The following is a 19,557-nucleotide window of genomic DNA, read 5'->3' on the forward strand; positions in this document are numbered from 1 at the left end:
ATGGATGCGCGCATCGAAACCGACGATCTCGCTGCAGGCCTGTACGACGAGGTGTCCGCGCTGTCGGTCACCGACATCCTGCAGCGGCGTGCCACGCGGCACCCGCAGCGGGTGTTGTTCCGCTTCCTCGACGAGCATGGCCGCGAGGAGGACGTGCTCACCTACGGCGACGCCTGGCGGCGCAGCACGGCGATCGCGGCCGTGCTGGCGGCGCACGGCGGGCCGGGCGACCGCGTTGCGCTGTTCTATCCGGCCGGTCTGGATTTCATCGTCGCCTTCTTCGGCTGCCTGCTGGCCGGGCGCGTCGCGGTGCCGCTCAACCTGCCGAGCAAGCGGCGTGTCGATCGCTGCCTGCGCATCCTGCGCGACTGCGGCTGCCGGCGCGCGCTGACCGTGTCGTCGCTGGAAGCGGGGTTGCGCGACATCCTGTCCGTCAACGCCGACCTGCCGCTGGCCTGGCTGGCCACCGACATGCTGCGCAACGAAGCCACCGCAGCCGGCATCGTGCCGCCGCCGGCCGACGAGCGCATCGCCTTCCTGCAGTACACATCCGGCTCGACTTCGCATCCCAAGGGCGTCATGGTGAGCCAGCTCAACATCACCACCAACCTGCGCATGATGCGCACTGCCTGGGAACTGGACCACACGTCGAACACGGTGTTCTGGCAGCCGCACCATCACGACATGGGCCTCATTCTCGGCCAGCTGCTGCCGGTCATGCTGGGCAACGAAACGGTGCTGATGGGCCCGAACACCTTCGTGCGCCAGCCGCTGATCTGGCTCGATGCGATCTCGCGCTATCGCGCGGTGCTGGCCGGTGGGCCGAACTTCGCCTACGAGCTCGCAGCGCAGCGCTGGCAGCCCGGCCGGCTCGACGGCTGCGACCTGTCCAGCTGGCGCATCGCGCTGAATGGCGCCGACGTCGTGCGCGCGGCGACGCTGGAGCGCTTCGCCGCCACCTTCGGCCCGCTCGGTTACCGACCCACCACCATGCTGCCGTGCTATGGCCTGGCCGAGGCGACGCTGTTCGTGTCTGGCGGCCCGGTCTGCGAAATGCCGCGCGTGCGCAGCATCGATGCACACGCCGCCGAGACCGAAGGCCGCGTGCGCGAGGACCTCGGTGCGAGCGGACGCACCGTGGTCGGCTGCGGCCTGCCGTCGGACGAGATCGAGGTCGCCATCGTCGATCCGGCGAACGGCGTACGGCTTGGCTGCGATCGCCTGGGCGAGGTGTGGGTGTCGGGCGACACCAATGCGCTGGGCTACTGGCAGTTGCCGGAGCAGAGTGCGGCCACCTTCGGCGCCGAGATCGCCGGCGAGCCGGGTCGTCGCTACATGCGCACCGGCGACATCGGCTTCATCGGTGCCGACGACGGCCAGATCTATCTGTGCGGGCGGATGAAGGACCTGCTCATCGTCGATGGCCGCAACCTGCATCCGGAGGACGTCGAATACACCATCGTCGAGTCGCATCCGCTGATCAAGCCGCAGAGCTGCGCGGTGTTCGAGGACGACCGCGGCGAGCAGCGCCGGCTGGTGGCGGTGATCGAAGCCGACCGCGAACTGAAGCGGGCACTGCCGGAGATCGCCAGGGCGCTGCGCATGCAGGTGCGGCGCGCGGTGTCGGAAGAGCACGGCGTGGCCATCGCCGACATCGTGTTCATCGCGCCGGCGACCTTGCGCAAGACCACCAGCGGCAAGGTGCAGCGCAGCCTGATGAAGCAGCTGCATCAGCAGTCTGCGCTCGACGTGATCGACGTGGCGGTGGCGCTCGATGCCGCCTGAGACCGCAGCCGGACGGCTGGTGCGCATCTGCGACGCCGATGCCGGCGCACCGGTGGTGCTGGCCGTGCCCTACGCCGGTGGCAGTGCGCAGTCCTTCTTCGCCTGGAAGCCGCTGATCGAGGGACAGCTCACGCTGCTGGCACTCGAACTGCCCGGGCGCGGTCGCTGCTACGGCCAGCCGATGCCGTCGTCGCTGCTTGCGCTGGCTGACGGGCTGGCGCAGACGCTGGCCACCGAAGGCGTGCAGCCGGACCTGCTGTTCGGCCACAGCCTCGGCGCGCTGATCGCTTTCGAACTGCTGCGCGCGCTGCGCCGTCGTGGCCGGTCGCTGCCGGCTGCGGCGCTGATGTCGGGCCGCATCGCGCCCTCGCATCCGCGCACCTTCGGGCTGCCGCGCTTCGGGCGTGAGGATCTGGTCGAGTATCTGCGCGACCTCGGCGGCACGCCAGACAGCGTGCTGAACAACGACGCGGTGATCGCCATGATGCTGCCGGTGCTGCAGCAGGATCTCGAACTGATTGCCGGCTATGACTACGCGCGGGCGGCGCCGCTGGATATCGACCTGACCGTCGCCGGCGGTTTCGACGACGGGCGTGTGCCGCTGTCCGGCCTGCTCGGCTGGCGCGAGGAATGCACCGGGCGCTTTGCGCTGCACATGCATCCGGGCGGCCACTTCTTCGTCGAAACCGAGCGTGCCGCGGTGGCTGCACTGCTGTGCGAACTGGCGGCGCGCGGTCTGCGCGCCAAGGCAGCCTGACGGTGCACAGGCTTCCCTCCGGCACGGTGCGGGTGTTCGTGTCGCCGATGGCGGCCTACGATGCCGTCAGCCTGCGCCAGCTCGAACGCGCGGTGCTGGTGCCGGAGGAACAGCGCCGCTCGCGCGCCATCCTGCGCTCGCCCAGTCGCGACGCTTTCATCGCAGCGCACGCGCTGAAGCGTCTCGTGATGCGCGCGCTGCTCGGCCACGCCCCGAGCTTTGCCTGTGAGGCGGGCGGCAAGCCGGTGCTTGCGGGCAATACGCTGCACTTCAACATCAGCCATTGCGACAGCCATGTCGCGCTGGCGCTGTGCGGCAGCGCGCCGGTGGGCGTCAACGTCGAGTCGGTGCCCATGCGGGTGTCGATGCCGCAGGTGATGCAGGCCGCTCTGACGGCGAGCGAACGCTCGCGCGTGATGGCGGAGAGCGACCCCGAGCGCTCCTTCCTGATCCACTGGACGGCGAAGGAGGCCTACGTGAAGGCCACCGGCGAAGGTCTGGCGCGCGGTTTCGACACGCTCACGCTGGGTGCAGATGCCGGGCCGCTTCATCTGCTCGGTGAGCGGGTCGCCGCGCACAGTCTGCACTGCCGCTCGGCCCGCGAGCACGTGCTGTCGGTCTGCGCCTTGGGCGAAAAGGAAGACGCTGTGCAGGAGGTGCGGATCGAGTCGGTCATCTGTTCGCTGCGCGGTGTCGAGGTCCTGCACTCGCGCTAGCAACAGTCCCGGTGCCGCGGCCGTCGGTTACGAAATGATGGGAATGATTCGTACTCCTGTTTAACCGGACTGTGGGATACTTTTGCGCACCCGAATCCGGTCCCGCACATGACAGACCCTTCCAGCTCTGCCGTCCTGACCTCGACGCTGCGTGCCGTGCTGCGCCCGGTGGTGCGCCTGATGCTGGCGCGCGGCGTCACCTTGCCGCTGGCTGTCGAATTGCTGAAGCGCGTCTATGTGCAGGTCGCAATCGAGGATGCGGGACGCGACGGACCGGTCACTGACAGCCGGGTGAGCCTGCAGACCGGCGTGCATCGCAAGGACGTCAAGCGGCTGCGCAGTTTGCCCAGCGCGCAAGCAGATCTGCCGCGCAATGTGTCGCTTGGCGCGCAACTGATCAGCCGCTGGCTGGGGCAGGCGCCCTGGCGTGATGCGACCGGCGGGGCGCGACCCTTGCCGCGGCTGGCGAGCGCCGGCGGCGGCACCTCGTTCGAAGCGCTGGTTGCGTCGGTGAGCAAGGACATCCGTGCGCGACCCGTGCTGGACGAGTGGCTGCGACTGGGGATTGCCCACCTGAATACGCGCGACGAGGTCGTGCTGAATACCGGTGCTTTCGCGCCGCAGGAGGGCGCCGACGAGCAGCTCGCGCGTTTCGCGCTGCACGTCGGTGACCACGCGATGGCGGCCGTCGACAATCTGCTCGGTCAGGGCGATTCGTGGTTCGAGCGCGGCGCGCACTATCGCGGGCTGTCGGCGGCGGCAGCGTCGGCGCTGCATGCACGGGCTTCAGAACTGGGTGCAAAGGCCCTGCAGTCGCTGGAGCGCGACGCAGGCGCGGGCGCCCGGTCAGCCGACGATGCAGGTCGGCGACTCACGGTCGGCGTCTACGTCTACGCGGAGCACGACAGGCAGCGCTGAGCCTGACGTTTCAGTACGCAGTCAGCACGCCCAGCTGTTCGACCTGTCCGGCCAATGCAGCACCGAGCAGTGCGTGCTGGTCGGCATCGAGGTGCACGCCGTCGTGCGGGCTGGCGCTGATCACGCGACCGGCGTCGAAGAAGGCGCAGCCCAGCTCAGTGCAAACCGTCTGCAGCGCATCGGCCAGGCCGACGCATTTCGTTTCCCCGCCGACGAATTTCTCTGCGATCGGGCCTTTGGGCGAACTGATTGGCGGCGGTGCGACGACCAGCACCGGCGGCACCGGCATGCCGGGTTCGATCGGCGCTTCGCGGATCGCGCGCACCAGCGTTGCCGTGCCCTGGGCCGAGTGCCAGGCGGTATGCGGGTGCATGGACTGGAAGTCGTTGGTGCCCAGCATCAGCACCACCAGCGACAGCGGTGAGTGGATTTCGATGCGCTGGGCCAGCCCCGTCAGGCCGTTGCGGCCCGGCTTGAACGGGTCCTCCCACACGGTGCGGCGCCCGTTCAGACAGTCCTCGATTACGCGCACGCGGCGCCGGTCGCCGTTCAGCACGTTCTCCATCACGCCCGGCCAGCGCAGGTCGAAGTCCAGACGCTGGCGCGTGGTCGGCACGATGCCCCAGGACAGCGAATCGGCATAGACGAGTATTTGCTGCATCAATGCCTCCATCAAAAAATTAAATGAGTGCCACTGCCAGTTTGACACGTCGCCGATGGTGCGATGCGGAAATGCCGTGCGCGTGCGTGCGGTCCGCCGGCAGCATGGCTTGATCGTCCGTGTGGAGGCGCAGAAGCCGCTGTTCCGCATGTCCATGGAATCGACTTCGCTGATTGGGTGATCCCTTTTGCAACGGCGTGCAGACGCCATCTGTCACGGATTCGGGGACAGTTCCGGGTGCTCAAGGCAGTGCGGAGGACGCCGTAAAGTCGGTCGTTGCCTGTACTGGAGGAGAACCGGCGGGCAGCGACTTCCGTCCATCACCGCTGGAGAGACAACCATGACCAAGCGCTCCACGACCTTGCCCGACAGCCTGACCGAGCAGGTGGCGCCCCCTGCGCAGCGCGTCAACCTGCGGCGGTCGAACCCCATGCGCATGGGCAGCTTTGCCTTCTGTGCGCTGTTCTTCGCCCTGTTCGGGCTGGCCGCCGCGTTTGATCTGGTGAATCCGCGCGCCGCTGCGCTGCTGGCCTGCGCCGCCGGCGCGATGATCGCCTTCGCCGACGCGCTCTACATCCGCCAGATGGACCACACGATCGCGCTGATGGCGGACGCGCTGGCCGACAGTGGGCGCGACGTGAACGATCTGTCGAGCGAGTTCGTGCTGCCGGAAAGTTCGCCGGTGAAGGCGATCAGCAAGCTCATCGCCGAGCGCGACGGGCGCGTGCGAGACATGGTGTTCCGCGTGCGCCGCGGCACGCTGGGCGCCGCCTGCCACACCGCTCACCTCACCCGCTCGCTGCGCGACACCGCAGGTCTTGCGCAGTCGCAACGGGCGCTGGCCGAACAGGTGTTCGCCGCCAGCGAAACCTCGCGCAGTGCGGTCGAACAGTGCGCGCCAGCACGCCAACGACCTCGACGAGGCGACCACGCGCCACCTGCAGGCAGCACGCGTGTCGCTGGAGGAACTGCAGTCGGCGGCCGCCCGCGTCGACGAATTCGAGGCGCGCGTGCAGGCCTTCAACCGCACGGTGCAGCAGCTGCAGAACCAGTCGGCTGAAATCAGTCAGGTGGTGCAGATCATCAGCAGCATTTCCGACCAGACCAATCTGCTGGCGCTGAACGCATCGATCGAGGCGTCGCGCGCTGGCGAGAACGGCCGCAGCTTCGCCGTCGTAGCCGACGAGGTGCGTTCGCTGGCCGAGCAGGTCAAGGCGGCGACGGAGGGCGTGAGCCAGAACATCGACCGGATGAATCGCTTGGTTGCCGGCACGCGCAGCGAAACCGACGACATCCGCGACCACATCCTGGCGACCGGCGAGGCGGTGCGCCGCGCCTCCGGACGCTTCGGCAGCATGGTAGGCGAGTACGAGGTGATGGGTGAGCGGATCGCGCGTACCGGTGATGCCATCCGCAGCCTGAGCGACACCAACGACCGCATCCACACCCTGGTCAGCGACATCCATACCGGCTGCGACCAGGTGGCCAGCCTGATGCTCGACGGCGAACAGAACCTGACCAAGGTGAGCCGCTCGACCGAACGCATCCAGGATCTGGCGGCCTCGTTCCGCGTCGGCTCCGACCAGCTCGAGTCGATAGTCGGCGTGCTCGGGCGCTGTCGTGACGAGTGCAGTGCCGCGGTGAGCGGCGCGGCCACCGTGCTGGTCAACGACGACGGCGAAGAGGTCGCGCCGCGCGCCGGTCGCGCCGCCACGCTGCCCGAACTCACGCGTGCGCTGAGCGCATTGCGCGGTGAGGTGAGCGCCCTGCGTTACGCCCTGGTGACGAATCCGGCGGGGCAGGTGCTGGGCAGTTCCGGCAACTGTCCGGCGCCGGCTGATATCGCCCAGCGCGCTGCGAAGAGCGAGCGCGCGCTGCTGATGCAGCCCTTCGCGGCCGACGATGGCACGCTGTACTTCGACATCGCCCTGCCGATCCGTCGCGGCGAGCGCAACTGGGGCACGCTGCGCGCCGGCGTGCCGGCCGAACTGATGCTGGCCGCGTAAGCGGCCGCGACCACCGAGATCGGGAGAACAGCATGCTTTCGCACGAACAGATGCAGCAGGCCGCCCAGGGCGGCCGCACGCAGCACGCGGTCTACGTCTATGAAGCACCGGTGCGCCTGTGGCACTGGATCACCGTGCTGGCGATGACGGTGCTGATGGCGACCGGCTATTTCATCGGAACGCCCTTCCTGATGCTGCCGGGCGACGATGCCGGCATGTATCTGATGGGCTATGTGCGCTTCGCCCACTTCGCCGCCGGCTACATCCTCGCCATCGGCTTTGCCGGACGCATCTACTGGGCGCTGGTCGGCAACGAGCACGCGAGGCAGATCTTCATGCCGCCGCTGTTCAAGCTCGCGTGGTGGAGCGAAGTCATGTTCGAACTGCGCTGGTACTTCTTCCTCGAGGACAGACCGAAGAAGTACGTCGGCCACAACCCGCTGGCCGCGGTGATGATGTTCTTCCTGTTCGTGCTCGGCACGCTGTTCATGATCTTCACCGGCTTCGCGCTGTACAGCGAAGGTGCCGGCCACGGTCACTGGAGCGGCGTCGTGTTCGGCTGGGTGCTGTGGCTGCTCGGTGACAGCCAGACGGTGCACAGCCTGCACCGGCTCGGCCTGTGGCTGCTGCTCAGCTTCATCCTCGTCCATGTGTATGCCGCGCTGCGCGAGGACATCATGAGCCGACAGAGCATCATCTCTACGATGATCAGCGGCTGGCGCTCGTTCCGCGATTGATCGGCGCTGCGCGTCGGCGGCGGTGCAGCGCGACGCAGGACGCTGATTCAACTGAAAATTCCGTGCCGGATTTTTGCTGCCGGGCGGGCGCTGTCCATTCCTTCGACCTGCGCCCGCCCGCTGCACGCAGAATCAGGCGCCGTCCGGCCGCACCTTCGGAACGCTGCCGTCGGAGCGTCCCTTGAGGTAGGCGTACAGGTCGTCGAACTTGTCGGCGAGATAGGGGTGGCTGGGCATGCCGCGCTCCAGCCGGCCATCGATGACCGCGTGCCGCACTTCGTCCTTCGAAAGTTTCTTCAGCGACTCGATCAGCGACGGTCCGACCATGCCCTCCTGGGCGGGGCCGTGGCAGCGCTCACAGGCAGCCGAGCGCCAGGTCTTCCAGCCCTTCACGATATCGCCACCGGCGACCGCCGTGCCGTCCGCCGGCGCGGCGCTCGATGCCGGCGCAGGGGCGGGCTGACCGGACGGAATGGGACGTGCGTTCTCCGTGGTGTCGGGCGGGGTTTTGCCGTTCGGCGTGGTCGGTGCGTTCTGCATCGTATCGGCCGGGGAGGGCGGTGTTGCACCCGGGCCGGGCGCATCGGGCAGCGGTGACGCGGCAGGTGGCGAGGGTAGTGCCGGGGCGGCGGTATCAGCCGCGGGTGCGGCGGCATCGGCCGACGGGGCCGTGATGGGTTTCGGCGGGTCCTGCGGCTTGTCGCAGGCGGCGAGCAGCAGGGCAATGCTAGCGACGACGAGATGCTTGGTATTCATGGCGATCCTCCAGTCTGTTGTGGGTGGGAATCGATCCCTGTAAACGATGGTAGGCCGGATATGACCGGCTTGTGCGCGGTGTAGTCCTGTGCCGACGGTGCGCATGCTTCGTGGCATGCTGCGCCTTCCACAAGAACAGCCGGAGGAGACGCATCCGTGAGCAGACTGTACGACCCGCAGCACCGCAGCTTCCAGGACGAGTTCGGTACCCGCGCGATGGCCGACCGCATCGAGGAACTGGCCTGCCGCACCGAGTTCGACGATGACAGCCGGGGCTTCATCGAGGCGATGGACATGTTCTTCCTGTCCACCGTCGACGCGCGTGGCCGACCCACCGTGTCGTACAAGGGTGGCGACCCCGGCTTCGTGCGCGTGGTCAACGAGAAGACGCTGGTGTTCCCCAGCTACGACGGCAACGGCATGTTCTATTCGGTCGGCAACATCGCGCAGCACGCCGAAGTCGGCCTGCTCTTCATCTCCTTCGAGAAGCCGCACCGTATCCGCGTTCAGGGCAGGGCCACGGTGTCGCGCGACGACCCGATGATGGCCTTCTACAGCGAAGCCGATTTCGTCGTACGCGTCGAACTGTCCGAGCTCTGGCAGAACTGCCCGCGCTACATCCACCGCTATCAGCGCGTCAACCGTTCGCGTTACGTGCCGCGTGCCGACTGCGAAACGCCGCTTGCCGAATGGAAGCGCATCGACCTCGTGCAGGACGTGCTGCCTCCGGCCGACGCGGCACGTGCCCAGGCCGCCGGCACGGTTGCGATCGAAGAGTGGATGGAAAAAGTGAAGACCGGCCACCCCGAGGCCTGATCACGCACCGACACGCGCCTGCGTCCGCTCGCAGGCACGCTCAAGCGGCCGCAACCGTCGGGCCCGAACACGCGACAACTGGCGTGTCGCGGCGGGATTGCGGTCGTCCAGCGGTCCCGGCTGATGTGTCCTCCCGCCCGGGTGGCGACAGTCGCTGACCGGCCGCTCACGCTGCGCGACCTGTCTCGCGGGCCCCGGGGACACCCTCAGGGCGCCTCGCCCTCTTTCCGTTCGACGAATTCCCGGGTGTTTTGGGAGAGGCGCCTGAATCGACCGGGAGTTCCTCACCGCATTGCCGGGGAATCCAAACGACCTCAATTGTGCAATTGAGTGCCGATAGTCCTCGCTCACATACTCGCGCCACGTTTCCGGGGGGTATCCGGAATCGTTCATATATTTGTCATCCAATTATTCTCAGGGCATCGTGATTGCGGTTCTGGACGGCCGTATGTCGTGTCGTGGAAGAAAGGAGGGCAAACAAACAAAGAGCCGAGATTGAGGAGAGGAAATGATCAAGCCATGCGTTGGGGGCGTTTGCAGTCTGTCCGCTCTGTGCCTGATGGGAGCGGTCGGAAATGCATCGGCCGAGGTGATAACGCTACCGTCCGTCAAGGTGGAAGCCGAATCTCTTGCCCACGAAACCTATCTGAAGAATGAGTTGACCACCGCCAGTCGTGCCGATCTGACGATCAAGGAGACGCCATTCTCGATCACCGTTTTTCCTAAACGGATCATAGAGGAACAAGGGGCCAGAGATCTTTCGGATGTGCTGAGGAATTCCGCCTCACTCAATCAGGAGAGCAATAACGCCGGCCGGCAACCCGCGTTCCGTTCGCGCGGTTTCCTGCTTAACGATTCATATGGCTATCTGTGGGACGGGCAGCCGCTGTTCGGCCTGCACTCGCCGTCGATCGAACTGATCGAACAGGTGGAATTCTTTCGCGGTCCCGCCTCGTTGCAGTACGGGCGTGCCGAGCCGGGTGGTCTGGTCAACCTGCTGCGCAAACGTCCGACCGACGAGCGGTTCGCGACGCTGCGCCTGAATACCGGGACACACGGCTACAGTCATCAGCATCTCGATGCAGGCGGACGCTTCGGCGAGGATCGCCGTTTCGGCTATCGCGTGAATGTCGCCAGCGAGAACAGTGACAATTATCGCGACGGCATCTACACGGATCGCCTCGTTGGCGGCGCATCATTCGACTGGAAGATTTCTGATTTCGCGAAGCTGACGCTGTTCGCGGATTACGCGAAAATCGATGTGCCCTACGATACCGGGCATGTCATCTACAACGGTCGCCCGGCCGATATCCCCTGGAAGCGCAATCTGGATCTGCGCAACGGTCACCATGATTCGGAGAATCAGACCTTTGGCTACGACCTGAATGTCATTCTGTCGCCGAACTGGAAAATCCGAAACCAGTACACCTATCAGGATTACTACATCGACCGTCTGGAGTCGTCAAAAGCCAACCTGAATCAGAACAATGGCAATTACACATTGCGTCAACGCCGTCAGACCACCGATGCCTACAGCCACAATTTCAGCTTCGACCTGATTGGCGACAACCGGCTGTTCGGCATGCGTCACCGCACGGTGCTCGGCGTGCAACTGACCGAACTCGACCGCACCCTGTTCGCGAGCAACCAGATCAGTTACGCCAGCAACATTTTCAATCCGGCGACGATCAATATCCTGCCGGTCACGCTCAATACCGCTCCCACGCTCAACGATACGAGCTACGGTGGCATCTATGCCGAGGATTTCATCGGACTGACCGACCAGATCGACTTCATGGTCGGTGTGCGCGCCGACAAGTTCCGTGAGACGACGATCAATCTGTCGGCTGCGACGCCGGTTCGCGAAACGGTCACGGAAAGCGCCGTGACGCCACGCTTCGGTGTGGTGTATCGACCGATCGAGCCGCTGTCGCTCTACGTGAGCAGGAGTCGCGGCTTCAAGCCCAACGGGCTGGCGTCGCAGGGGACCAACGCGGGCGAGATACTGGCTCCGGAGCGTTCCGATCAGATCGAGGGGGGCTTCAAGCTGTCGTCGCGCGACAACCGCTTGCAGTTCAATGCCGCGGCTTACGAGATCAAGCGGGAGAACGTGGCCTTCTACGATGCCGGCGACAACTTCACCCGGCTGATTCCGGGTCAGCGCCATCAGGGCCTGGAGTTCGAGCTGATTGGCGAGCTGATGCCCCGCTGGCGCGTGTTCGCGTCGTATGCGGTGATCGACGCCGACGTGATCGGCGGCGCCAACGACGGGCGCAAGCCGCAGACGGTGCCGGCCAAGTCGGCACGGCTGTGGACCTCGTACGACTTTGCGGGCGCACTGTCCGGGGTGTCGGTATTCGGCGGTGTGTTCGCTCAGGAAAGCACCTTCGCCGACGCGGCCAACACGGCCGAGTTGCCCGGCTACGCACGTGTCGATGTGGGCGCCACGCTGCGACACCGCGTCGGCGAACGGTCGGTGCTGTGGCGCCTGAACATCGACAATCTGTTCGACCGCCGCTACTACTTCGGCAACAACCTGCTGTCGATCACGCCTGCGCAGCCGCTGACCGCGCGCATCGGTCTGGAGATTCCGCTGTGATCGCGGGGGCCCTGCGTCCGCTGCTTGCCGCGCTGGGAATCCTTGCTGCAGCTTCGGCCTCCGCCACCGGTCCGCTGCCGCTGATCGACATTGAACTGGTCGCCGATGGCAGCACGGTATTTGCGGGAGAGGGCGGCGTATTCACCGAGTTTCCGTTTGCGCCATCGATGGACGGGGACGCCATCGTCTTCGTGGGTCGCCGTGCCGATGGACGCATCGGCATCCATCGCAGTGTCCGCGGCCGGATGAGCACCGTGGTCAACAGCTCGACCGCGATTCCCGCGGGTGAGGGGCGATTTACCGGCTTTGGCGGCGCCCCGGTCGCCGTCGGCGGCGTGACCGCCTTCAGCGGGCTGGGGGCTGACGGCCAGCAGGGCATCTATCTGGCGGAAGGGGGGCAGGTCCGCCGCATCGCCGATCTGACGACAGTGATGCCGGGCTCTGACCTGCGTTTCGCCTATCTGAAGCGCCCGGCCTTCGACGGTCAGCAGCTTGTCTTCATGGGGCGCGCGTCGGACAAGGGGCGTGCCGATGCCGAAAGTCCCTATCAGGGCAGCTATCGTTACGATCTGCGGTCGCAGCGCCTGGACGCCGTCGCGAGCTGGCTGCAATCCGTTCCGGGCGGCGATCAACGTTTCGGCCGCATGGACGACACCTCGACCGCGGGAGGACGATCGCTGATCACCGCCTACTCGGCCGATGGCCGCCCCGGTATATGGAGCGGGGAGGGCGAGCAGCTGGTCGCGCTGCTGGATACCGGCAGTGCGGTACCCGGGCGCGCCGGCGAGACCTTTCTCGGCTTCAACGACGCAGCGTTCGAGCGCTCGTTCGAGACGGGAAACTTCGCCTTCCGTCTGACAGTGGACGGCAAGGCGCAAAGCGGTGTCTATGCCCGGGTCAACGGTCAGCTGCAGAAGGTGATCGACGTCAACGCCGAATTCTCCGGCGGCGCCGAGAACTTCAGTGGCTTCCGTGCACCGGCCATGCACGGCGATCGTGTGTTCTTCATCGGCGAGAGCCCGAGCGGTCGCCAGGCCATCTACGCATGGCGCAAGGGCAAGCGCTTCCCGGTGATCTCGCGCGACATCGAACTCGGCGGCCGCAAACCCAAGGCGTTCAAACTCAACCAGGAAGCGGCTGGACCGGAAGGCGTCGCTTTTCACGTTACCTTCGAGGACGGCGCGACGGCAATCTACTATGCGCGCCTGCGCGAGAAGCCCGGCCGCGTCGTGCTGTTCGATGCGCTTCACGGCCGCAGCCGTGGTCAGGTGCAGGGCGGGCAGTTCGTGGAGGGTGGAGGGTGGACGGTGCTCAACGATCACGATCGCATCGTCTGGAAGCTGCCGCCTATGCCGCCCAATGGCATGCTGGAAGTCGATGTCCGCAACTTCGACCCACGCAGTCAGCTGACGGCGGACAAGAACATATTCCTTGGTCTGTGGGGCACGCTATTCCAGAACCACGAACGGATGGGCCTGCCCGATACGGACAACTGGGAGTTCCGCGTCGGGACCGCACACCCGCAGTTCAAGGTCGAGTACCACGCTCGCGGTTTCGGCAAGGCCGCTGAATGGGTGCCGTTCGATGGTCCGTTCGATCCTTCCCATACGTACCGCATCCGTGTCGAGTGGCAGGATGGTCGCGTGCGGACCTCGGTTGACGAACGGGTGCTGTACTTCGAGGGTTTCACGCATGAAGCGGTCGATCGCTTCAATTACCTGCACCTCGGCACCTCGTCCCATTTCGCCGGCAAGGCCACCCGGGGCCCGGTCTATTCGAACGTCAGATTGATCGCCTTCGACGACTGAGGTCCCCACGCGGACGGCAGTGCCGTCCGCGTGGGGCGGTTGACAGCGCCGCCGTCCGTGGGCGTCATGCCTACAGGCGGAAACGGCCGGTCAGTTCGTCGAGGCGGGAGGACAGAGACTGCAGATGGGTGACCGAACTGGCGAGCGTATCGACGGCCGACTGGTTCTGCCCGGACATGCTGGCGATATGCTCGACGTTGCCGGCGATATCGCTGGCGGCGCGGCTCTGCTGTTCCAGCGCCTGATTGATGGCGCGCACCTCGTCGGCGGCAACCGTTACGGCGCGGTGCGCGACGGTGATGACGCCGGCGGCCGAGTCGCTCGACGACTCGGCGACACCGACGGCGTTGCGCCCCTGCGTCAGCGCATCCGACAGGCCGGCGGCACGCTCCGACAGCGAGCGGGTGATGGTGTCGATCGCGGCGGCCGAGGTTCCTGATTTCTCGGCCAGCTTGCGCACCTCGTCGGCCACCACGGCGAAGCCGCGGCCCTGTTCGCCGGCGCGTGCCGCCTCGATCGCTGCGTTCAGCGCGAGCAGATTGGTCTGGTCGGCGATCTCGCGCACTTCGCGCGTCATCTCGGTGATCTGGCGGGCGTTCTCGACAAAGGCGTCGGCAGCGCCCGACACCTCGTTCATCACGCTGGCGGTGCGGCCGATCGAGCCGCGCAGTTCGGTCAGATGGGTCTGCGCCCGGGTCAACTGATCGAGCGACTCGTCGGCCTGCCGTGCCGCGTTGCCGGCGTTGTCCGCCACCATGCGGATGGCAGCGGTCACGTCCTCGATCGACGACGCGGTCGAACTGGCCGCCTGGGTCTGCGCGCTCGACGCGGCGGCTACCCGCTGCGATTCGCCGCCGACCACACCTGAAGCCTCGACCAGCGACTGCGCCGACTGCTTGAGCTGCAGCACCAGCGCGCCCAGATCCTTGCGGATGCGCTCGGCGCTCTGCGCGATCGCGCCCAGTTCGTCGCGCGTCGTGCAGGCGACCGGCTGATGGAAGTCGCCGCGGGCCAGCCGTTCGAGATCGGACGAAAGGGTCTTCGCCGGGCCGATGATGGTGCGCTGCAGTGCCCACAGGAAGAGGCCGAAGGCGACGACGACGACGACCGCGAAGGCGGCGCCGGTCAGCATGAGCTTGTTCAGCGTGGCGGCGCGGATCGCCAGCGCCTCGGCGCGCGTGATGTCGCCGGTCAGCGTGTCGATGGCCGACCACTCGACGCCGAGGCCGACCACTGCGGCGACCAGCAGCGCCGCGGTGCCGCCACCGCAAATGACCAGAAGCTTGTTGCGGATGCTGCGAGAGATGAAGTCCATGTGCGTTCCCGGCGGAAAATTGGTGTGCGGATCAACCCCCGGTTTAACGACCGGTTTCGCGCAAACTTGTGCCGATCGGACGGCGCTTCTGCGGACATTTGACCTGTATCAGTCCGGCGTGCCGTGCCGGCGCCGGCCGTCCGGGCGAACCGGTGGCTGTACATGCGGTCTGTCCCGCGTCGCGGCGCGTTCCAGTCGCCGCAGTTTGGGGAGTCATTCATGTATTGGCGCATCCTGCTCATGCTGGCCGCCGCCGCAGCCACGCCCTTGAGGGCCGAGGACAGGCCGGCGCAGGCCGGAGATTTCATCGAGGTGTTCCAGGGCCTGTTCGGCGAGCACAGGGGCGAGCGCAAGGGCCACGCCAAGGGTGTCTGTGCGATCGGCAGCTTCACCGGCAGCGCCGAAGCCGCCCGGATGTTCAGTGCGCCGCTGTTCTCGGGTACGCGCTGGCCCGCGCAGATCCGCTTCTCGATGGCCGGCGGCGACCCGGCGGTCGCCGACAACGCACGCTCGCCACGCGGGCTGGCCGCGCAGTTCGAGCTCGGCGACGGCCGCGTGCATAACATCGCCACGCTGAGCACACCGGTGTTCGGTGCGGCCACGCCGGAGAGCTTCCTCGGCCTGCTGCGCGCCTCGCTGCCCGGCCCGGACGGCCGGCCCGATCCCGACCGGGTGGCCGCCTACCGCGCTGCGCATCCGGACACGCTGCCGCAGTTCCGCTGGCTGCAGCAGAACCCGCCTCCGTGGAGCTACGCCAGCGCGCAGTATTTCGGACTGCATACCTTCCATTTCGCGACGGCAGATGGCGAGCGCGCGGTGCGCTGGCGTCTTCAGCCGCGCGACGGCGTGCGCGGCCTCACCGATGACGAGCGCGGCGCCGCCCCGCGCGACTTCCTCGCCGCCCGGCTGGGCGAGCGGGTGGCTCGCGGTCCGGTCCTGTTCGACTGGATCGTCACGCTCGGACAGCCGGGCGACAGCGAGTCCGACCCCTCACTTGCCTGGCCGGAGGGTCGCACCGAGCTGGTGGCGGGCACGCTGTCGGTTACGGCTGTCGGGGGCGACGCGTGCACCGCTCTCAACTTCGATCCGAACGTGCTGAGCGAAGGAATTCGTCCCGGCGATGATCCGATCCTGAAGATGCGCTCGCCGGCCTACGCCATCTCCTTTGGCAAGCGTCTCGGCGGGCGCTGAACCGTCAGCTGCCGCACGTTCATTCAGTGACAGGCGAGGTTCGCAGCGCACCTCGGTCAGCACCGAGTTGGCGATGAAGCACTGCTCGTGCGCCGCGTGGTGCAGCGCCGTCAGCTCGGCAGCCGTCGGTGCGCCCTCTCCGCCGAAGTGCACCGACGGCCGCAGCGTCACCCGCGCGATATACATCCTGCCGTCGGCGTTGCGCGCAAGTTCGCCCTCGGCCGCGTCCTCGTAACGATCCACGACCAGCCGTTTGAGCGCCGCCAGTTGCAGGAAGGTGAGCATGTGGCAGGCTGCCAGCGCGGCGACGAAAGCCTCTTCCGGATCGACCGCGTCCGCCGCGGAATAAGGCAGCGGCACCACATGCGGCGACGACGAACCGGCCACCTCGATGCCGCCGTCGAAGCGGATCAGGTGGCGGCGGCTGTAACGCTTGTCGATGAAGGGCTGGTCCCCACGAGTCCAGAGGATTTCGGCGGTGTGAAGTGACATGGCTGCGGCGGACGATGGTCGTGCAACAAGCGTGCGGTCATCGGCCACGGCGTGCAAGTGCGGCGCGCTCACTGCCAGCGGCAGCCGCGCTCGTAGATCAGCGGCGCGTCCACCAGCACCCCTTCGGCGACCGTGTCGTGCTGCATCGCGTCGATCAGCACCGGACGTCGCGGCGCACCGTCCATCCGCAGCAGGTAGCGGGCGCCGGCGGTCAGGTCGGCGTGCATCAGGTAGCACTTCAGGTGCTGCGGAAGGAAGGGGAAACCATAGGGCACGTCACTGAGCCACAGCACGCGCTCGCCGGGATGCAGCACATAGCTGAAGGCGCGGGCGCGGCTGGACACCTGCACGCCAGGCAGCGGCTTCTCGTCAACCGCGCGCAGCAGCACGGGGTGGTCGGTATCGATGTCCAGGCGCACTGCGCCGGTGTCCGCCAGGTCGGCACCGTCAACCGGCACGATACCGCGGGTCAGTGCGACGCAACCGTGCAATGCGAGGGTCAGTGTCAGCAGAACAAAGCGGCGGAATCGCATCGCCGGGTGTACTCAGCTGCGGCGCTGGCCAAGCAGCCGCAGCGTTTCGCCGTCCGGCTGCCCGTCGTAGAAAGCCGCCAGCGCAGCGCGGAAGCAGGGCCGGTCCGGCGCCACTTCGGCAAACAGGGTCAGGCAGGAGCGGAACTTCAGCGCATCGACTTCGCCGAGGATGTCGTCCGGGCGACGCCCGGCGTGGGCGAGGAGGGCGTTGACGCATTCGACCAGTCGCGCGCCCAGCAGCGGGTGCGCGATGTAGGCCGCCGCTTCGCTGCGGTCGGCGATGCCATATTCGCGCGCCATCTGGCTGCGGCCGAGGGCGCGCAGCTGCGGCAGCACATACCAGATCCAGTGCGTGCGCTTGCGGCCGTCCTTCAGTTCCTGCAGCGCCTGCGCGTAGTCGCGTGCCTGGGCCTGCACGAAACGTTCGAGCGGATCGGTCGGGGCGGAAGGCATGTCGGCGGTTCCTGTCGAGGAGTAACGGCAGCATGACATGCCGGCCCTGTACCGGGGTGAGGGGGCGGCAGTCCGCGACTCCAGAAAATCCCTAGCGGGCGGAGGGTGATTTGCACTGGAGCGACCGTGCCCGGCGGCTCTACGCTGCACGCCTGTTCATCCCGGATGTGCCCTCATGGTCCGTATCGCCCCTGTTGCGCTGGCTTTCGCCGGCGCAGTGTTCAGCGCAGTCACGTTCGCGGCTTCGCCGTGGGCCGGCGACCTGGCCCCGATTGCCGCGGCCGACTGGAACCGCGCCCGCGCCGCACACCTGCTCGAACGCGCCGGCTTCGGCGGCACGCCGGCCGAGGTCAACGCCTTCGCCCGGCTGACGCCGGCCCATGCGGTGCGTCGGCTCGTGTATTTCGAGGGCGCGCCGGCGGCGGACCTGCCGCCCTTCGATCATTCGGGCGTGTTCGAGGCGGGGCTGGACCCCTTCCCGGCAAGCCGTCCGGCCACCACCGATCTCGCGCGCGACAGCGGCGAAGCGCTGGGCGTCACTGTGAAGGCCGGCGGCAACCGCCGCATGCAGCCTGTGGTGAACAAGTTCTTCTACTGGTTGCGCGCCAGCAAGCTCGAAACCGACCGCGTCGCCTACTGGTGGGCGAACCGCATGCTCACGTCGCCGCGTCCGCTGCAGGAGAGGATGGCGCTGCTCTGGCACGGTCACTTCGCCACCAACGAAGACAAGGTGCGCGACTACCGCAAGATGCTGAACCAGCTCGAACTGTTCCAGCAGAAGGGTCTGGGCGACTTCCGCACGCTGATGATCGGCGTCGCGCAGGACCCGGCCATGCTCGCCTTCCTCGATGCCGCGGTGAACGTGAAGGGCGCGCCGAACGAGAACTTCGCACGCGAGATCATGGAGCTGTTCACGATGGGCGTCGGCCACTACAGCGAGCACGACATCCGCGAGGCGGCGCGCGCTTTCACCGGCTGGAACTACCAGGGCGTCGCTTTCCACATCGACACTGCCAAGCACGACGGCGGGCCGAAGGATGTGCTGGGCCGGCGCGGCAACTACGACGGCGTGCAGGTGATCGACATCATCCTCGACCAGCCGGCCACGCCGCGCTATCTCGCCAGCAAGCTGTATCGCCACTTCGTGCGCGAGGAGGTCGATCCGGCGCTGGCCGAAGAACTGGGCCGGCGGCTGAAGGCGGTCAATTATGACGTCGCCGCCTTTCTCGAAATGCTGTTCATGTCGCGCGATTTCCATGCGCCGGAATCGGTGGCGACGCGCATCAAGGGGCCGGTCGAACTGGTGGTGTCCACCTACCGCAAGCTGGGCCTGACCGAAGTGCCGGGCGTGCCTGACTTCAACGAAACCACCACCGCTTTGGGCCAGCGCCTGATGCACCCGCCGACCGTGGCCGGCTGGGCGCAGGGCCGCAGCTGGATCACGCCGGGGCTGCTGCTGGAGCGCGGCAATTTCGCGCTCGACGTCGCGCTGCCCGACATCAACTACATCCCGGGCGACCGCTACCCCGGCGCGCAGGCGGGCTACGAAATCCGCAACATCCACGAGCGCGTGCGCAGCGGCCTCGATCTGAGCACCGCGACCAAACCCGGTGGCGCCGACGGCGGCGTCAACATGATGGCGATGTCGAGCATGAACGGCGACCGCGACGAGGATTTCAACACCCGTTACGGCAGCTACCGCGGCTGGCAGATGGCGGTCGAGCGGGTGAAGCCCATCCCGCGCACGGTGGCGCGGCTCGACCTGACCGGCATGGTGCTGAAGGCTGGCTGTCGCACGCCGGAAGAGGCCGTGACCTATCTGGAAGGGCGCTTCCTGTCGGTGCAGCTCGACGGCGGCACGCGGGGCAAGCTCGCCGCCTTCCTCGAAAGGGAGCTGGGTACGCGCGACCTGCCGGCCGCGGCCAGCTACGCCGAAGATACGCTGCGCCTGCTGCTGCACGTGCTGCTGAGCCGTCCGGAATATCAACTGGGTTGAGGCGAGGGCAGGGCGGGT

The 19,557-nt window shown here is 66.9% G+C and carries 17 protein-coding genes and 1 pseudogene; 12 read left to right on the forward strand and 6 right to left on the reverse strand.

Features of this window, described 5'->3' with window-relative positions; genetic code table 11:
• The 4 genes from ACQ66H_RS08045 to ACQ66H_RS08060 all read left to right on the forward strand — a co-directional run bounded on the left by ACQ66H_RS08045 (position 1) and on the right by ACQ66H_RS08060 (position 4,176).
• Positions 1 to 1,785, forward strand: coding sequence for a fatty acyl-AMP ligase (locus tag ACQ66H_RS08045; RefSeq protein ID WP_430433562.1), 1,785 nt, complete (start codon positions 1 to 3; stop codon positions 1,783 to 1,785).
• Positions 1,775 to 2,542, forward strand: coding sequence for a thioesterase II family protein (locus tag ACQ66H_RS08050; RefSeq protein WP_430433563.1), 768 nt, complete (start codon positions 1,775 to 1,777; stop codon positions 2,540 to 2,542). The genes ACQ66H_RS08045 and ACQ66H_RS08050 overlap by 11 nt, the downstream gene beginning before the upstream one ends.
• Before the next feature lie 2 nt (positions 2,543 to 2,544).
• Complete coding sequence (locus ACQ66H_RS08055) at positions 2,545 to 3,258, forward strand: 4'-phosphopantetheinyl transferase family protein (RefSeq protein WP_430433564.1); 714 nt, start codon at positions 2,545 to 2,547, stop codon at positions 3,256 to 3,258.
• Positions 3,259 to 3,366: 108 nt separating this feature from the next.
• Complete coding sequence (locus ACQ66H_RS08060; protein ID WP_430433565.1) at positions 3,367 to 4,176, forward strand: DUF6502 family protein; 810 nt, start codon at positions 3,367 to 3,369, stop codon at positions 4,174 to 4,176.
• Between the two features lie 10 nt (positions 4,177 to 4,186).
• Here the strand turns inward: ACQ66H_RS08060 and ACQ66H_RS08065 are convergent, their stop codons facing one another.
• Entirely contained in the window at positions 4,187 to 4,837 is a 651-nt protein-coding gene (locus ACQ66H_RS08065; protein ID WP_430433566.1) for an SGNH/GDSL hydrolase family protein, read from the reverse strand.
• Between the two features lie 340 nt (positions 4,838 to 5,177).
• Here ACQ66H_RS08065 and ACQ66H_RS08070 point away from each other — a divergent pair, with 340 nt between their 5' ends.
• From ACQ66H_RS08070 to cybH, 3 genes are read left to right on the forward strand one after another with little or no spacing between them, the layout of a single operon-like run.
• Positions 5,178 to 5,897 carry a hypothetical protein gene (locus tag ACQ66H_RS08070; protein ID WP_430433567.1) on the forward strand — a complete coding sequence of 240 codons (720 nt, stop codon included), beginning with the start codon at positions 5,178 to 5,180 and terminating at the stop codon, positions 5,895 to 5,897.
• Positions 5,869 to 6,843 (forward strand): methyl-accepting chemotaxis protein, encoded by a 975-nt coding sequence (locus ACQ66H_RS08075; protein WP_430435611.1) that lies wholly within the window; start codon positions 5,869 to 5,871, stop codon positions 6,841 to 6,843. Before ACQ66H_RS08070 ends, ACQ66H_RS08075 begins: the two co-directional genes overlap by 29 nt.
• 32 nt (positions 6,844 to 6,875) lie before the next feature.
• Entirely contained in the window at positions 6,876 to 7,580 is a 705-nt protein-coding gene (cybH, locus tag ACQ66H_RS08080) for a Ni/Fe-hydrogenase, b-type cytochrome subunit (RefSeq protein WP_430433568.1), read from the forward strand.
• A gap of 132 nt (positions 7,581 to 7,712) precedes the next feature.
• Here the strand turns inward: cybH and ACQ66H_RS08085 are convergent, their stop codons facing one another.
• Positions 7,713 to 8,336 carry a c-type cytochrome gene (locus tag ACQ66H_RS08085; protein WP_430433569.1) on the reverse strand — a complete coding sequence of 208 codons (624 nt, stop codon included), beginning with the start codon at positions 8,334 to 8,336 and terminating at the stop codon, positions 7,713 to 7,715.
• A 156-nt stretch (positions 8,337 to 8,492) separates the two neighbouring features.
• Between ACQ66H_RS08085 and ACQ66H_RS08090 the strand changes: the two genes are divergently transcribed.
• The 3 genes from ACQ66H_RS08090 (at position 8,493) to ACQ66H_RS08100 (ending at position 13,559) form a co-directional block, all read left to right on the forward strand.
• A complete protein-coding gene (locus tag ACQ66H_RS08090) occupies positions 8,493 to 9,152 on the forward strand; it encodes a pyridoxamine 5'-phosphate oxidase family protein (protein ID WP_430433570.1) in 660 nt (219 codons plus the stop codon).
• A 508-nt stretch (positions 9,153 to 9,660) separates the two neighbouring features.
• Entirely contained in the window at positions 9,661 to 11,751 is a 2,091-nt protein-coding gene (locus ACQ66H_RS08095; protein WP_430433571.1) for a TonB-dependent siderophore receptor, read from the forward strand.
• Complete coding sequence (locus tag ACQ66H_RS08100) at positions 11,634 to 13,559, forward strand: DUF7453 family protein (protein WP_430433572.1); 1,926 nt, start codon at positions 11,634 to 11,636, stop codon at positions 13,557 to 13,559. The genes ACQ66H_RS08095 and ACQ66H_RS08100 overlap by 118 nt, the downstream gene beginning before the upstream one ends.
• Before the next feature lie 70 nt (positions 13,560 to 13,629).
• Here the strand turns inward: ACQ66H_RS08100 and ACQ66H_RS08105 are convergent, their stop codons facing one another.
• Positions 13,630 to 14,874: a methyl-accepting chemotaxis protein gene (locus tag ACQ66H_RS08105; protein WP_430433573.1), complete on the reverse strand. Its 1,245-nt coding sequence runs from the start codon at positions 14,872 to 14,874 to the stop codon at positions 13,630 to 13,632.
• Positions 14,875 to 15,093: 219 nt separating this feature from the next.
• On the opposite strand from ACQ66H_RS08105, the gene ACQ66H_RS08110 reads away from it, so the two are divergent.
• Entirely contained in the window at positions 15,094 to 16,065 is a 972-nt protein-coding gene (locus ACQ66H_RS08110) for a catalase family peroxidase (RefSeq protein ID WP_430433574.1), read from the forward strand.
• A 51-nt stretch (positions 16,066 to 16,116) separates the two neighbouring features.
• Here ACQ66H_RS08110 and ACQ66H_RS08115 read toward each other — a convergent pair.
• The 3 genes and pseudogenes from ACQ66H_RS08115 to ACQ66H_RS08125 form a co-directional block, all read right to left on the reverse strand.
• Positions 16,117 to 16,557 (reverse strand): annotated as a pseudogene (locus ACQ66H_RS08115) (OsmC family protein); the annotation flags it as partial.
• A 68-nt stretch (positions 16,558 to 16,625) separates the two neighbouring features.
• Positions 16,626 to 17,090 (reverse strand): hypothetical protein, encoded by a 465-nt coding sequence (locus ACQ66H_RS08120; protein ID WP_430433575.1) that lies wholly within the window; start codon positions 17,088 to 17,090, stop codon positions 16,626 to 16,628.
• A 12-nt stretch (positions 17,091 to 17,102) separates the two neighbouring features.
• Positions 17,103 to 17,543, reverse strand: coding sequence for a DUF1810 domain-containing protein (locus tag ACQ66H_RS08125; protein WP_430433576.1), 441 nt, complete (start codon positions 17,541 to 17,543; stop codon positions 17,103 to 17,105).
• Positions 17,544 to 17,718: 175 nt separating this feature from the next.
• On the opposite strand from ACQ66H_RS08125, the gene ACQ66H_RS08130 reads away from it, so the two are divergent.
• Positions 17,719 to 19,539 (forward strand): DUF1800 domain-containing protein, encoded by a 1,821-nt coding sequence (locus ACQ66H_RS08130; RefSeq protein ID WP_430433577.1) that lies wholly within the window; start codon positions 17,719 to 17,721, stop codon positions 19,537 to 19,539.
• Positions 19,540 to 19,557 lie beyond the last annotated feature (18 nt).

The organism is Methyloversatilis sp., assembly GCF_965284615.1.
In the GTDB taxonomy this organism is placed as follows: domain Bacteria; phylum Pseudomonadota; class Gammaproteobacteria; order Burkholderiales; family Rhodocyclaceae; genus Methyloversatilis.